Genomic DNA, 15,006 nt, shown 5'->3' on the forward strand with positions numbered 1-15,006 from the left:
AGTCGCTGATCCGGGCGAGCCAGCGGGTGTAGTACAGGGCGGCCAGGCCGTCGGGGATGAGGCGGGAGAAGAGCGGGCGGTACTTGTTGACGTCCTCGGTGCCCGAATGCCGGGCGACGATGCCGGCCTTTGCGCGAGCGCCTCCGCTCGTACTCGCGCAAGGCCCCGGGCACGTCCGCGGGCATGTCCGACGAGGTGCGCAGGACGGTGGCGAGCGTCCACGCGTCCTCCAGCGCCTGGTTGGCACCCTGCGCCCGGGCCGGCGGGAACGTGTGCGCGGAGTCCCCGGCGAGCGTGACCCGGCCGGTTCCCCACCTGCGGGGGACGCGGTGGCCGTAGTGCGGAAAGAACTCCACGTCCTGCTCGTGGGCCGCCTTCAGGACGGCTGGGACGGGCGGGCACCAGTGCCCGAATCGCCGGCGGATCTCGCCGAGCGGTGAGGCGGGCGGCGGCTCGTCCGGGTTCCACGGCATGTCGAACCACCACTGCAGGAGCCCCTCCCCGGCGGGCATCAGGCCGCAGCTCCCGGCCCGTCCGCTGATCATCAGCCCGCGGCGCGAGGCCGTGACGTCGATGGGGACCGGGGTGAGGCCCTGCCAGGTGCCCCAGCCGCTCGGCTCGGCGGGATCGCGGTCCCACAGATGGCCGCGGACGGCCGAGCGGCGCCCGTCCGCCCCGATCACCAGGTCGGCCTCGACGGCTGGGCCGCCGGTGAGGCGGGCTGGAATCCACGGCCTGAGCCACCGCGCGGTGGACGAGCGGTCCGGGCTGCCGCCGGGGACCGCGTCCAACTACTTCCGCAGCCGGGACGCGCTCCTCCAGGCCGCCGCGCGGCGTGTGGTCGAGCTGCACCTCGGGGAGATGACGGCCGCGACCGGGGCGGCGGCCGCGCCCGTCGATCGCGAGACGCTCATCGAGCTGATCGCCGTGTCGCTGCACGAGTCGGCGACGCGGCACCGGATCCGGTACCTGGCGATCTACGAGCTGACGCTGGAGGCGACGCGGCGTCCCGAGTTGAGCGAGGCGCTGTCGCAGATCGAGGAGCCCATGGTCGACTTCACGCTCCGGATGCACCGCGACCTCGGGCTCGGCACGACCCGCGACGAGGTCCGGACGCTCATCGCGCTGTTCGGCGCGGCGGTGTTCGCGCTCGCGACCCGGCCGCGCGGGGCGGTGACCCTCGACGCCGCCCGGACGCTCGTCCGCGCCATGGTGATGGGGACGCTCGGTCCGTCCTGACGTGCGGAAGCCCGCCCCCGGGAGGAGAGGGCGGGCTTCCGCGGGGAAGGGCGTCTAGGAGCGGACGCCGTAGAGGTGTTCGAGGGCGAGCTGGTCGAGGTGCTCGAACGCGGTGCGGCGGGCGGCGAGGGCCTCGATGTCGGGGGAGGCGTCGCGGACGGACCGCCAGTCCTCGCCGGCGGCGAGGGTCGGCTGCGCGAGTTCCTCCAGCTTGGCCTCGCGCAGAGCGCTCTGGACCTCCGGGTCGGCGCGGAAGGCGCGGGCCTTCTCCCGCAGGATCAGCCAGTTGCGCATGCACGCCGCCGCCGACTCCCACACGCCCTCGTCGTCCTCGGTGCGCGGAGGCTTGAAGTCGAAGTGGACCGGGCCGTCGTAGTCGCTCTGCTCGATCAGGTCGACCACCCAGAACGCGCCGCGCGCGTTGCCGGCGCCGAACCGCAGGTCCTGGTCATAGCGGGGGCCGTGCTGCCCGTTCAGGTCGATGTGGAACAGCTTGCCCTGCCAGAGCGCCTGCGCCAGCCCGTGCGCGTAGTTCAGCCCGGCCATCTCCTCGTGCCCGACCTCGGGGTTCAGGCCGACGTTGTCGGAATGCTCCAGGGTCTGGATGAAGGCGAGGGCGTGGCCGATGGTGGGCAGCAGGATGTCGCCGCGCGGCTCGTTCGGCTTCGGCTCGATCGCGAACCGCAGGTCGTAGCCCTGGTCGGCGACGTAGGCGCCGAGGACGTCGAACGCCTCCTTGTAGCGGTCCAGCGCCGCCCGGACGTCCTTGGCCGCCCCGGACTCGGCGCCCTCCCGGCCGCCCCAGCACACGTACACGGCGGCGCCCAGCTCGGCGGCCAGGTCAAGGTTGTCCATGACCTTGCGCAGCGCGAACCGGCGCACGTCGCGGTCGTTGGCGGTGAACGCGCCGTCCTTGAAGACCGGGTGGGAGAACAGGTTCGTAGTGGCGGTGGTGACGACCAGGCCGGTCTCGTCCAGCGCCTTGCGGAACGCGTCGATCCTGCCCTGCCGCTCGGCGGGCGAGGCGTCGAAGTCGAACACGTCGTTGTCGTGGAAGTTCACGCCGTAGGCGCCGATCTCGGCGAGCTTGCGGACGGCGCGGTCGGCGGGCATCGGCGGCCGGGTGCCGGGGCCGAACACGTCGACGCCCTGCCAGCCGACCGTCCAGATGCCGAACGAGAACCGGTCCTCGGGTACGGGCGTGTAGTCGCTCATGGGAGACCTCCTCAGATCTGCGGGGCGGAGTCGCGCAGCGCGGCGTAGCGTTCGCGGATCTCCTGCCCGGTGTGCTCGCGGGTGTGCCCGGCCTCCGGCGGAGCCGGTCGTTCGGTCGCCGGCGGAGCCGGCCATCCGGGTGGCTCGGGTGTCCCGGCGAGGGCCCACGCGGCCTGCCGGGCGGCGCCGAGCGCGACGTACTCGGCGGGTTCGGGGACGGTGACGGGAGTCCCGAAGATCGCCGGGGCGAGGGCCCGGACGGCCTCGGAGCGGGCGCCGCCGCCGATCAGCAGGGTGCGGCGGGGCCGGATGCCCTGCGCGGCGAGATGGTCCACCGCGTCGGCGAGGGAGCACAGCAGCGCCTCCACCGCGGCCCGCGCCACGTTCTCCCGCGTCGCGTTGGACGTGGTGAGCCCCGCGAGGACGCCGGTCGCGTCCGGCCGGTCGGGGGTGCGCTCGCCGTCGAGGTAGGGGAGCAGCGTCACCCCGCCGGCGCCGGGTTCGGCGGCGAGGGCGAGCGCGGACAGTTCGTACAAGGCGACCCCCGTCATGGCGGCGGCGGCCGACAGGATCCGGGCGGCGTTCAGCGTGGCGACGAGGGGCAGGAACCGGCCGGTGGCGTCGGCGAACCCCGCGACCAGTCCCGACGGGTCGGCGGCCGGCTCGTCCGCGACCGCGAAGGCCGTGCCCGACGTGCCGATCGACACCACGACGTCGCCGGGCCGCAGCCCGAGGCCGAGCGCGGCGCCCATGTTGTCGCCGGTGCCGGGGCCGAGCGCGGCGCCCCATGCCGTCTCGCCGACGCGTTCGCCGGGGGCGGCGACGCGCGGCGTCTCGGCGTCGTGGCCGAGCGCGGCGCGCAGCAGGTCGGGCAGGTAGCCGCCGGCCGCGGGGGACCAGTAGCCGGTGCCGGACGCGTCGCCGCGGTCGGTGACCGGTTCGGGCGCGCCGAGCCGCAGCGTCAGCCAGTCGTGCGGCAGCATCACCCGCTCGGTGCGCCGCGCGTTGCCCGGCTCGTGCTCGGCCATCCAGCGCAGCTTGGTCACGGTGAACGAGGCGGGCGGCACGCTGCCGGTCCGCTCCGCCCACGCCTTCGCGCCGCCGAACTCCTCGACGAGGGCGCGGGCCTGCGGCGCCGAGCGCGTGTCGTTCCACAGCAGCGCGGGCCGGACGACCTCGCCCGCGCCGTCGAGGGCGACCATGCCGTGCTGCTGCGCGGCGACGGCGACCGCGTCGGCGCGTTCCAGCAGGTCCCGCATCTGCGAGAGCGCGTTCCACCAGTGGCCGGGATGGCATTCGGTGCCGTCGGGGTGCGGGGCCGACGCCTCGGCGACCACGGTGCCGTCCGCGGCGCGGCACAGGACGACCTTCGTCGACTGCGTCGAGGAGTCGACGCCCGCGACCAGGCTCTCGGCCATCCGTCCCACCTTTCGTAAAGAGCGTGGACTAATTAACGTAGCAGAGGGGTAACGTCCTGCCTATACACGTGATTCATTTAGGGTTCATTCATGACGAAGTCCGCGAACGCCCCCGTCCGGCACGCGACGATGCGCGAGCGGAACCTCGCCGTCGTGCTGGAGCACATCGCCCGGCACCAGCCCGTCACCAGGGCGCGCCTGGCCGAGCTGACGGGCTTCACCAAGACGACCGTCTCGAACCTCGTCGCCCTCCTGGAGAGCGCGGGCCTGGTCCGGGGCGGTGCACCCGTCCACGAGGGAGAGCGCGGGCGTCCGGGCGTCGGGGTGTCCGTCCACGGCGACGGCGCCGCCGGGCTCGGCCTGGAGGTCAACGTCGACTACCTCGCCGCCTGCGTGATCGACCTCGGCAAGCAGGTCCGCTACCGGCACGTGGTCAGCTCCGACAACCGCGGACGCGAACCCGGCGCCGTCCTGGACGCCCTCTCGGCCCTGGCCGCGGAGGCCGTCTCCGCTGTCGCCGGGCAGGGCCTCACCGTCGCCGGCGCGGCCGTCGCCCTCCCCGGCCTGCTCGACCGCGAGGACGGCGTGGTGCGCCACGCCCCGAACCTCGGCTGGACCGACGTCCCCGTCACCGGCGCGCCCGGCCTGGACGCCGCGCTGCCCGCCGAGTACGACAACGAGGCCAACCTCGCCGCACTCGGCGAACTGTGGTTCGGCGGCGGGACCAGGCTCGGCGACTTCGTGCACGTCTCGGGCGAGATCGGGATCGGCGCCGGCATCGTCGTGGACCGCCGGGTGTTCCGCGGGGCGCACGGCTTTGCCGGCGAGCTCGGTCACCTGGTCGCCGAGCCCGCGGGCCCGCCCTGCTCCTGCGGCGGCCGCGGCTGCCTGGAGCAGATCGCCGGTCAGGAGGCGATCCTGCGCGCGGCCGGGCTGCCCGTGACGCGGCCGGCGGCCGGGCCCGGGAGCCCGGTGGGCACGCTCGTCGACCGGCTGAACTCCGGTGACGGGCCCGCCCTGCACGCGGTGGACCGGGCCGGCCGCGCGCTCGGCGGGGCGCTCGCCTCCGTCGTCAACCTGATCGACCCGGACACCATCGTGCTCGGCGGGGTCTTCTCCCCGCTGGCCGAATGGGTCCGCCCCCCGCTCCAGGCGGTCCTGTCGGAGGGCTCCGGCTCGCTCCGCAGGGGCGTGCCGCCGGTGGAGGTCTCCGGCCTCGCCGAGGGCGCGGCGGTCCTCGGCGCCGCCGGCCTCGTCGTCGAACGCGTCATCGCCGACCCCGCCCTGCTTTTGTAGACCCGGGGCTTCGGTAGACCGGGGCTTCTCTAGAGCGGGACGTACTCGAACCAGGCGAAGTCGGCGTGGTTGGTGCTCGCCCGGCCGTTCGCGGTGGCGTAGACGCCGATGTAGGCGCCGGTGAAGCCGCCCGCGACCTGGCTGCTCAGGATGTCGCCGTCCACGGGATCGCCGAGCGGTGTCCAGCTCCCCGGCTCCACGGCGTTGCCCGCGTCCACGGAGTAGGACGCCTGGTACCAGCGGCCGTGGGCCTCGAAACCGAGCCGGACCGGCCCGGGAGCGGCCGGCGCTTCGGCCAGCACGGTTTCGAGGCCCTGCTCGCGCTTGACGAGATGCAGCCCTTGGCCGGTCGACACGAGCAGGACGTGGAAGTCGTTGTTCTGGACGAGGGCGAGGCCCGCCCACTCCTCGTTGGCGGGGACGAAGTCGAGCTCGGTGAAGGCGGCGAAGTCCGGGTGCTGCTGGCGCCGCCCGACGAACGAGGGGTTGGCGACGTCGGCGAGGCTCTCCGGCCGGACGCGCAGCCGCAGGTGCCCGGGGCGCTCGTCCAGGCTCCACCAGCGTTCCCGCGGCGGCCGCAGCATGTTCCAGGCCGGGGCCAGCTCCGGCCCGTCGAACTGGTCGCAGAGCGGGACGGCGGGCCAGGGATGCGGCGGCAGCGACGGAACCGGATGGCTCGGCTCGACCCGGCCGCCGGTGACCGGCCAGTCGTCCTCCCAGGCGACGGGCGTCAGGAACGTCTCCCGGCCGAGGACGCACCGGTCGCCGTGGTGCGGGCGCATCCCGAGGAGAACCATCCACCATTCGCCGTCCGGCGTCTCCACCAGGTCGGCGTGGCCGGTCCCGACGATGGGATGTCCGGCCCCGAGGTTGCGGTGGGTCAGCACCGGGTTGCGCGGGTTCCCCTCGTACGGGCCGGTGACGGCGTCGGCCCGCGCGACGATCACGGCGTGCTCCAGCGCGGTGCCGCCCTCGGCCGTGAGCAGGTAGTACCGCCCGCCGATCTTGTAGAGGTGGGAGCCCTCCGACCAGATCGAGCCCTTCAGGGCCCCGTCCCAGAGCACGTGCTCCTCGCCCGTCAGCGCCAGGGCCGACGGGTCGAACTCGCGCAGCCAGATCTCCGTGTGCCCCTCGTACCGCCCGGTCAGGCGGGTGCCGGTGCACCAGGCGCGGCCGTCGTCGTCGAAGAACAGGGACGGGTCGATGCCCTCGCCGTCCAGCCGGTGCGCGTCCGACCACGGGCCGGCGGGATCGGACGCGGTCATCACGAAGTGCCCCGACCACTCGGTGCCGTCCACGAGCGTGCAGACCAGGTAGAAGCGGCCCGCCTGGTTCGGGGGCGCGTGGTAGCGCAATGTCGGCGCGTACAGGCCCCCGGACGCGGGGACGCCGTCCAGCGGGAGCTGCTCCGGCCGGTCCAGGGCGTGCCCGGCGTGCCGCCAGTGCACCAGGTCGCGGCTGTGGAACACCGGCATGCCGGGGAACCACTCGAACGTCGACGTCACCAGGTAGAAGTCGTCGCCCACCCGGCAGATCGACGGGTCGGGATGGCAGCCCGGCAGCACCGGATTCCGGAACACGGTCATAGCAGCGTCACCTCGGCGGGGACGGTCAGCACCCGGTCCGCGTCGAGGACGCGGACGGGACCCTCCAGCGCGAACGAGCCGCGCAGGGGGAGAACGGCGCTCGACGGCCCGACGGAGACCTCGATCTCGCCCGGCTCGACGATGCGCCGCAGATCGGTTCCGGTGAACGAGGTGCGGTCGGCGTGGACGTCGAACTCGATCCGCGCCGCGTCGCCGGGCTCCAGCCGGACCCGGGCCCACCCGGCGAGCCAGCGCCCCGGCCGCACCACCGACGCCACCGGGTCCGACAGGTACAGCTGGACGACCTCCGTCCCGGCGCGGTCCCCGGTGTTGCGGACGACGGCGCTGACCGTGACCGACCCGTCCGTGGCGGCCGACTCGCCGACCCGCAGGGCGCCGTACTCGAACGTCGTCCAGGTCAGGCCGTGGCCGAACGGGTACAGCGGGACGGGATCGACCTCGCTCCAGTCGTGCCCGCCGTCCATCTTCGACCGCAGGTAGGTGACGGGCGGGCCGGACGCGCGGCGCGGCACGCTGATCGGCATCCGCCCGGACGGCTCGACCCGCCCCGACAGGACTCCGGCGACCGCCCGGCCGCCCTCCTCGCCGGGGAAGAACGCCTGCACGACGGCCGCGGCGCGGTCGGCGATGCCCTCCAGCGCGTACGGCCGGCCGGTGAGCAGCACGATGACCGTGGGCGTGCCGGTGTCGATCACCGCGGCGGCCAGCTCGGCCTGCCGCCCCGGCAGTGCCAGCGTCTCGGCGTCGCAGCCCTCCCCGGACGTGCCGCGGCCGAAGAGCCCGGACCGGTCGCCGAGCGCCAGCACGCACAGCTCGGCGTCCCGGGCCGCCGCCACGGCCGCCTCGATGTCGGCGTCGTCGGTCACGAGCACGTCCTTGGACCCCGCGACCCGCAGGTCGGGCAGTTCGCCGTGCAGCGCCTCCGCGATCGTCGGGATCTCCACCCCGAGCGGCAGTTCCGGATGCTGCCGGCCGACGTGGCTCGGGAACGTGTAGCAGCCCATCATCGCGAACGGATCGTCGGCGAGCGGCCCCGCCAGCACGACCCCGGCGCCGGAGCGCAGCGGCAGGGTGCCGTCGTTGGCCAGCAGCACCACCGACTCCTCGGCCAGCCGCAGCGCCAGGGCCCGGTGCTCGGGCGGATCGAAGTCCGGCGCCGCGCCGTCGCCGTCGCCCGGCACCCCGTCCAGCAGGCCGAGCTCGGCCTTGAGGGTCAGGACGCGGGCGGCCGCCCGGTCCAGCAGCTCTTCGGGGACGGCGCCCTCCCGCAGCTGCTCGATCAGGGGAGTGCCGTAGCAGCGCACGGTCGGGAGCTCCATGTCGATGCCGGCGCGCAGGGCGAGCGCCGCGGCCTCGCCCCGGGAGCCTGCCACGCGGTGGCGCGTCTCCAGGAACGAGATGGCGAAGTAGTCGGCGACGACGATGCCCTCCAGGCCCAGCTGGTCGCGCAGCAGCCCGGTCAGCAGCCGCTCGTCGGCGGCGGCGGGCATGCCGTCCACGTCGGTGTAGGAGTGCATCACCGAACGGGCGCCGCCGTCGCGCAGGGCCATGACGAAGGGCTCGACCAGGACGTCGGCGAACTCGCGCGGCCCGATCGGCGTGGGGGCCATGTTCCGGCCGGCGCGGGAGGCGGAGTAGCCGGCGAAGTGCTTGAGGGTCGAGACCACCCCGGATCGTTCCAGGCCCTGGACGTACGCGGTGCCCAGAACGCCGACGAGGTACGGGTCCTCTGCGATGCACTCCTCCGTCCGGCCCCAGCGCGCGTCGCGGACGACGTCCAGCACGGGCGCGAGGCCCTGGTGGACGCCGGCCGCCCGCAGGGTCCCGCCGATCGCCGCGGCCATGGCGCCGACGAGGTCGGGGTCGAACGTCGCGCCCCACGCGGGCGGGCTGGGGAAGACGGTCGCGCCCCACGTCATGAAGCCGTTGAGGCATTCCTCGTGCGCGATCGCCGGGATGCCGAAACGGTTCCCGGCGGCGACGCGCCGCTGCAGTTCGCGGAGCCGGGCGGCGCCCTCGGCGGCCGGGACGGGAGCGGTCCCGAACACGCGGGTGAGCTGGCCGAGGCCCCGGTCCAGGATCTCGTCCAGGGACGGGGCGGTCTCGTGGGAGTCGTCCTCCATCGGGGCCACGGGCGCACCGGGCCCGGCGGGCATCGCCCAGTATCCGGCGAGCTGGCCCGCCTTCTCCTCCGGCGTCATCCGGGCCAGCAGGTCGGCGACCCGCTCGGCGACCGGCAGCCCGCGATCACGCCAGGGCTCACGGGTCGCGTTCGCGCTCGCGGCCGGGACGGCTTCGGTCATCGCTCCTCCGATGGTGGTGGTGCGGTGGAGGCGCGGACACGCAGATCGGTGGCCAGCTCCACGCGGGGGGTCAGGGGCGGCCGCCCGTCCAGCAGCTGGAGCAGGGTGCGGGCCGCGACACGGCCCATCTCCTCCAGCGGCTGCCGGACGGTCGTCAGCGGCGGCGACAGCCACTCGCAGGTCGGCAGGTCGTCGAAACCGACGACGCTCAGGTCCTCGGGGATGCGCAGGCCGGCGAGCCGGGCGGCCTGGTAGGCGCCCATCGCCTGCTCGTCGCTGCCGGCGAAGATCGCCGTCGGCGGATCGGGGAGCTCCAGCAGCTCGCGCGTGCGGGCGAAACCGCCCTGGTGGCGGAAGTCGCCGTACCGGATGAGGTCCCTGTCGATCTCGATCCCGGCGCGCTCCAGGGCCGTCCGGTAGCCGTCCACCCGGGCCTGGGTGCACAGCATGTCCGCCGGGCCGCCGATCATCCCGATGCGGCGGTGACCGAGCCCGAGCAGATGCTCGGAGGCCGACATCCCGCCGGCCCAGTTGGTGGCGCCGACGCTGGCGATGTCGTTGTCCGGCAGGTTCACCGGATCGACCAGGACGAGTCCCACGCCGGCGCGCGCCAGCTGGTCGCGCTGGCGGCGCGTCATCCGGGACGTCACCAGGATCACCCCGTCGCTGTGGTGCAGCGCGGGCAGGTTCTGCCAGCTCGGCGGGCGGGCGTCGTCCTCGCGGACCAGGGAGACGACGACGCCGGTGCCCTGCTCGGCGCATTCGGCCTCCACGCCGCGCAGGATCTCCACCGCCCACGGGCTGTCCAGCCCCGCAAGGACGAGATCGATCAGGCCGGACCGGCGGGCGCGCCGCGAGCCGCCGGGTCCGGGGTAGTTGTGGGTGCGCAGCAGCGCCTCCACCCGCTCGCGGGTCGCGGCGGCGACGTCGGTCCGGCCGTTGAGGACCTTGGACACCGTGGCGGGGGATACCCCCGCCTCGGACGCGATGAGCGCCAGCGTCGGCCGGGACGGCGGATCTGGCATCTCGTCGGTGGTGCGCACGGGCACGCTTCTCTCCTCCCCGAGGAAACGATTGCGAACAGTATCGCAATGTTTCGCCGTCTCCTAGCCCCCCGGTCGATAACCGTTCCGCACATAATTGCGGTCAACCAGCGCTCAGGTCTTGACCGTAGGGGGTCGCCTTCTTAGAGTTCCACGGCAACGGAGCCCGAAGACTTTCGAAATGTTTCGAGCGAGATCCACCTCGTTCCACCGTTCCAGGCCATCGCCCACCACCCCCGGACCCAGGAGACCAGCATGGGCATCCCACACCTACCGCGCCGTTCCTTCCTCACCGCAGTCTCCGCGGGAGCCGTGCTGGTCACGGCCGCGCCCATGCTCGCCGCGTGCGGCGGGGACGGCTCCGGATCGGACGGCAAGGTCACGATCGAATGGATGAACATCGCGACCGCCGAGCCGTCGCAGAGCCTCTTCCCGAAGATCGCCAAGGCGTACGAGGCGCAGCACCCGAACGTCCGCATCAAGGCCACCAGCCTGGAGAACGACGCCTTCAAGTCCAAGATGACGGCGCTCGTCGCCTCCGGCGACCTGCCCGACATCTACGTGACCTGGGGCGGCGGCGTGCTCAAGCAGCAGATCGACGCCGGGCTGGTCAAGGACCTCACCTCCGACGGGTCCGAGCTGCTCGGCACCGTGACCGACGTCGCGAAGAAGAGCTACCAGTTCGACGGGAAGACCTACGCCGTCCCCTACGACATGGGCATGGTCGGCTTCTGGTACAACAAGAAGCACTTCGAGAAGGCCGGGATCAGCGGCCCCCCGAAGACCTGGGCCGAGTTCATCGACGCCGTCCGCAAGCTCAAGGACGCCGGCATCGCCCCCCTCGCGCTCGGCGGCAAGGACAAGTGGCCCGGCCACTTCTACTGGGCCTACCTCTCGATGCGCATCGGCGGCACGGCCGCGATGGAGCAGGCGGCCAAGAGCAGCGACTTCAGCGGCCCCGCGTTCGTCCAGGCCGGTGAGAAGCTGAAGGAACTCGCCGACCTCCAGCCGTTCCAGAAGGGCTACCAGAACGCCGGCTTCGACACGCCCGGCGGGCAGGCCGCGTCCATGGGCTCCGGCAAGACCGGCATGTCGCTGATGGGCCAGTGGGCGCCCGCCGTCCAGGAGGACACCTCCGGCAAGAGCCTGGGCGACGATCTGGGCTGGTTCCCCTTCCCGACCGTCGACGGCGGCCAGGGCCGCCTGACCGACGTGTTCGGCGGCGGCAACGGCTTCGCGGTCAGCAAGGACGCGCCCCCGGAGGCCGTCGACTTCCTGGCCTTCTTCCTGAACGAGCAGAACGAGCAGGAGCTCGTGTCCTCGGGCGCGGTCATGCCGGTCGTCAAGGGCGCCGAGGGCGCGCTGACCGACAAGAACCGCAAGATGGTCGCCGAGGCGCTGGGCGCCTCCACCGGGTTCCAGCTCTACCTGGACCAGCAGTTCCCGCCGGCCGTCGGCCAGGAGGTCAATGACAGCGTCGCGTCGCTCATCGCGGGCAAGAAGTCGCCGCAGCAGGTCGCGCAGTCGGTCACCGAGGTGGCCAAGGACCAATGACGCTTTCCGCCACGACCGACGATCGGCCGCGGCACGCCGCACGGGCCCCGCGCAAGCGGGGCCCCGAGGCGTCGGCGGGGACGCGGCTGCGCGGCTGGCTGGCGAGCACCTGGTTCCTCGTGCCGGCCCTGCTGCTGTTCTCCTGCTTCGTCCTGATCCCGATCCTCCTCGCCTTCTTCACCAGCTTCTACAAGTGGGGCGGCTTCGGCTTCCCCGACGACTTCATCGGCCTCGACAACTTCCGGAACCTGGCCGGGGACGAGGTCTTCCGCGGCGACCTGTGGCGCGGCTTCCTGCTGGTCGTGCTGTCCCTCGTCGTCCAGTTGCCGCTGGCGCTCGGCACGGCCGTGCTGCTGAACCAGCGGATGCGCGGCCGGGCGGTCTACCGGGCGATCTTCTTCGCGCCCTACATCCTGTCGGAGGTGATCGCCGGTGTGCTCTTCGGCATCATCCTCCTGCCGGGAAGCGGCCTCGCCGACACCCTCATCGAAGACCTCCCGCTGCTCGGCGGGCTGGCCGGCAAGTGGTTCTCCGACCCCGACACCGCGCTGCCCACCCTGATCGCCGTCATGACGTGGAAGTACTTCGGCTTCCACATGATGATCTACCTCGCCGGGCTGCAGGGGATCCCGAAGGAGATCCTGGAGGCCGCCTCGATCGACGGAGCGGGGGCGTGGCGGCGGTTCCGCAGCGTCACGCTGCCGCTGCTGGCACCGACCCTGCGGATCAGCGTGTTCCTGTCCGTCATCGGCTCGATCCAGCTCTTCGACCTCGTGTGGGTCACCACGACGGGCGGGCCGACGCACTCAACGGAGACGATGGCCGTCACCATGTACGAGTTCGGCTTCAAGCGGTACCAGATGGGCTACGCCAGCGCGATCAGCGTGGCCATGTTCCTCATCAGCATGGTCTTCTCCCTGCTGTACCAGCGCTTCGCGCTCCGCCGCGACCTGCAGGGCGCGGTCACCTCCGCGGGAGGCCGCCGATGAGCCGCCAGGCGATCGCGCGGAGTCTGTCGCGGCACACGCTGGTGTGGGTGCTCGGCTCGTTCATCGTCGTCCCGCTCCTGTACGCGGTGCTCTCGGGCCTCAAGTCCACCGGTGCCCTCACCGCCAACCCCATCGGGCTCCCGGACGAGTGGAAGTTCTCGAACTACACCGGAATCCTGTCGTCCGGCGCCTTCTGGCAGCAGATCGGCAACAGCGTGATGATCGCGGTCGGCACCACGCTGATCACCGTCGCGGTGTCGTCGATGGCGGCGTTCGCGTTCGCCCGCTACGCCTTCCGGGGACGCGAGATCTTCTTCACGGCGTTCGCGGCGGGCCTGATGTTCCCGCCGGCGGTGGCGGTGCTGCCGCTGTTCGTCCTGCTGCGCTCGCTCGGCCTGCTGGACAACCCGCTCGGCGTGATCCTGCCGCAGGCCGCCTTCGCGCTGCCGATCACCATCATCATCCTGCGCTCCTTCTTCCGGACGATCCCGGCGGAGCTGGAGGAGGCGGCGATCATGGACGGCTGCACCCGGTTCGGCTTCTTCTGGCGCATCCTGCTGCCGATGGCGCGCCCCGCCCTCGGCACCGTGTCGGTCCTCGCCATCGTGACGAGCTGGAACAACTTCTTCCTGCCGCTGCTGGTGCTGGCCGACGAGAAGTGGCACACGATCCCCGTCGGCATCCAGCAGTACCAGGGGCAGTACTCGACGGACTACGCCCTCGTCCTGGCCTACATCGTGCTGGCGATGATCCCCGCCCTCCTCTTCTACGCGGTGGCCGAACGCCAGCTGATCGGAGGTCTCACCGCGGGCGCGACCAAGGGCTGAGCCGCGCGGCCGGGCCCGCCGGGGTCCGGTCCGGGCCGGTGACCCGTCCTCGCGTCCCGGCCCGGCGGCCGCCCGCGGGGCACCGCGGTGAAAGGGTGAAAGGGCCGTTCACGGGCCTGACCGGCCGGAGTTAGCGTCCGGTTGGGACAGATGTCTCCCGACCCCGTGAACGGAGGACGATGACCACCCCGAGACGAGCCACCCGAGGACGAGCGGGCCCGCCGCGAGCCGGCCGGCCACGAGCCGGCCGACCACGAGCCACCCGAAGACGCAAGGCCCTGGTGGCGGGCGCCGTGCTCGGCCCGGCGATGCTGGCCGGCTCCCTGCTGACGGCGGCGCCGGCGTCCGCGCACGGCGCGATGATGGTGCCCGGCAGCCGCACCTACCTGTGCTGGAAGGATGGCCTGACCCCGACCGGGCAGATCATCCCGAACAACCCGGCCTGCGCGGCGGCGGTCGCGCAGAGCGGCACCAGCTCCCTCTACAACTGGTTCGCGGTGCTGCGCTCGGACGGCGCAGGCCGCACCCGCGGCTTCATCCCGGACGGCGAGCTGTGCAGCGGCGGCGCGGTCGTCTACGACTTCAGCGGCTACGACCTGCCCCGCGACGACTGGCCGGTCACGCACCTCACGTCCGGCGCGGACCTGGAGTTCAGGTTCAACAAGTGGGCGGCCCACCCGGGAACGTTCCGCACCTACATCACCAAGGACTCCTGGAGCCCGACGAGCCCGCTGTCCTGGGACGACCTGGAGGCGGAGCCGTTCTACAGCGCCACCGACCCGCCGAGCGTCGGATCGCCCGGCAACGAGGACGCCTACTACCACTGGAACGCCCGGCTCCCGTCCGGCAAGAGCGGCCGCCACATCATCTACACCGTGTGGGAGCGCTCTGACAGCGCCGAGACCTTCTACGGCTGCTCCGACGTCGTCTTCGACGGCGGCAACGGCGAGGTCACCGGGGTCGGCGACGGAGACGGGGAACCGACCGACCCGCCCACCGATCCCCCCGGCGACCCGGGCATGGTCTGCACCGCAGCCTACCGGTCCGTCAACAGCTGGAACGGCGGCTACCAGGGCGAGATCACCGTCACCAACACCGGAACGCTCCCGATCAACGGCTGGATGGCCCACCTCACCTTCGCCAACGGCGAGACGATCGCGAGCCTCTGGAACGGCACCTACACCCAGTCCGGCCCCGACGTCACCGTCAGCAACGCCGCCTGGAACGGCGCGCTGGACGTGGGCGACACGGCCACGTTCGGGTTCACGGTGAACACGTCCGGCGCGGCGACCGACCTCGACCCGCACTGCATGACCTCATGACCGCATGACCTCAGACGGCATGACCTCAGACGGCATGACCTCATGACCGCCTGACACGGCACGGCTCCCGGAACGACATCCCGACCGAAGGAACCCGACAACAGAACGTGGCCCGCGGCGTCCGGACAGGGGACGCCGCGGGCCGCTTCGCTTCCCGCGAATCCCTCCTCGGCGCCGGGTCTCCCCGGACAGG

The 15,006-nt window shown here is 72.8% G+C and carries 11 protein-coding genes and 1 pseudogene; 6 read left to right on the forward strand and 6 right to left on the reverse strand.

Features of this window, described 5'->3' with window-relative positions; all coding sequences use genetic code 11:
* Positions 1-146: 146 nt before the first annotated feature.
* Positions 147-791, reverse strand: a pseudogene (locus AB0C35_RS39405) (NAD(P)/FAD-dependent oxidoreductase); the annotation flags it as partial.
* Between AB0C35_RS39405 and AB0C35_RS39410 the strand changes: the two are divergent.
* Complete coding sequence (locus AB0C35_RS39410) at positions 751-1,239, forward strand: TetR/AcrR family transcriptional regulator (protein WP_358467465.1); 489 nt, start codon at positions 751-753, stop codon at positions 1,237-1,239. The pseudogene AB0C35_RS39405 and the gene AB0C35_RS39410 overlap by 41 nt on opposite strands.
* 54 nt (positions 1,240-1,293) lie before the next feature.
* On the opposite strand, the gene xylA is transcribed toward AB0C35_RS39410, so the two are convergent.
* Together xylA and xylB are read right to left on the reverse strand one after the other, a co-directional pair.
* Positions 1,294-2,454, reverse strand: a complete 1,161-nt coding sequence (xylA, locus tag AB0C35_RS39415; protein WP_358467467.1) for a xylose isomerase — start codon at positions 2,452-2,454, stop codon at positions 1,294-1,296.
* Positions 2,455-2,465: 11 nt separating this feature from the next.
* Positions 2,466-3,872, reverse strand: a complete 1,407-nt coding sequence (xylB, locus tag AB0C35_RS39420; RefSeq protein ID WP_358467469.1) for a xylulokinase — start codon at positions 3,870-3,872, stop codon at positions 2,466-2,468.
* Between the two features lie 90 nt (positions 3,873-3,962).
* On the opposite strand from xylB, the gene AB0C35_RS39425 reads away from it, so the two are divergent.
* Entirely contained in the window at positions 3,963-5,168 is a 1,206-nt protein-coding gene (locus AB0C35_RS39425; RefSeq protein WP_358467471.1) for an ROK family transcriptional regulator, read from the forward strand.
* Positions 5,169-5,197: 29 nt separating this feature from the next.
* Here AB0C35_RS39425 and AB0C35_RS39430 read toward each other — a convergent pair whose 3' ends face one another.
* The 3 genes from AB0C35_RS39430 to AB0C35_RS39440 are packed head-to-tail and all read right to left on the reverse strand — an operon-like array spanning position 5,198 to position 10,103.
* A complete protein-coding gene (locus tag AB0C35_RS39430) occupies positions 5,198-6,754 on the reverse strand; it encodes a glycoside hydrolase family 43 protein (protein WP_358467473.1) in 1,557 nt (518 codons plus the stop codon).
* Positions 6,751-9,078 carry a glycoside hydrolase family 3 N-terminal domain-containing protein gene (locus tag AB0C35_RS39435; RefSeq protein ID WP_358467475.1) on the reverse strand — a complete coding sequence of 776 codons (2,328 nt, stop codon included), beginning with the start codon at positions 9,076-9,078 and terminating at the stop codon, positions 6,751-6,753. The genes AB0C35_RS39430 and AB0C35_RS39435 overlap by 4 nt, the downstream gene beginning before the upstream one ends.
* A complete protein-coding gene (locus AB0C35_RS39440; RefSeq protein WP_358467511.1) occupies positions 9,075-10,103 on the reverse strand; it encodes a LacI family DNA-binding transcriptional regulator in 1,029 nt (342 codons plus the stop codon). Before AB0C35_RS39440 ends, AB0C35_RS39435 begins: the two co-directional genes overlap by 4 nt.
* 273 nt (positions 10,104-10,376) lie before the next feature.
* Between AB0C35_RS39440 and AB0C35_RS39445 the strand changes: the two genes are divergently transcribed.
* From AB0C35_RS39445 to AB0C35_RS39460, 4 genes are all read left to right on the forward strand, one after another.
* The gene (locus AB0C35_RS39445) at positions 10,377-11,675 is read left to right on the forward strand and encodes an extracellular solute-binding protein (protein WP_358467477.1); all 1,299 of its coding nucleotides are present in this window, start codon (positions 10,377-10,379) and stop codon (positions 11,673-11,675) included.
* Complete coding sequence (locus tag AB0C35_RS39450) at positions 11,672-12,664, forward strand: sugar ABC transporter permease (protein ID WP_358467479.1); 993 nt, start codon at positions 11,672-11,674, stop codon at positions 12,662-12,664. Before AB0C35_RS39445 ends, AB0C35_RS39450 begins: the two co-directional genes overlap by 4 nt.
* On the forward strand, positions 12,661-13,491 hold the full coding sequence (locus AB0C35_RS39455) for a carbohydrate ABC transporter permease (RefSeq protein WP_358467481.1): 831 nt from the start codon (positions 12,661-12,663) through the stop codon (positions 13,489-13,491). The genes AB0C35_RS39450 and AB0C35_RS39455 overlap by 4 nt, the downstream gene beginning before the upstream one ends.
* A 281-nt stretch (positions 13,492-13,772) precedes the next feature.
* A complete protein-coding gene (locus tag AB0C35_RS39460; RefSeq protein ID WP_358467483.1) occupies positions 13,773-14,813 on the forward strand; it encodes a lytic polysaccharide monooxygenase in 1,041 nt (346 codons plus the stop codon).
* The last annotated feature ends 193 nt before the right edge of the window (positions 14,814-15,006 follow it).

The organism is Spirillospora sp. NPDC048819, from assembly GCF_040650055.1.
Classification (GTDB): Bacteria; Actinomycetota; Actinomycetes; order Streptosporangiales; family Streptosporangiaceae; genus Spirillospora.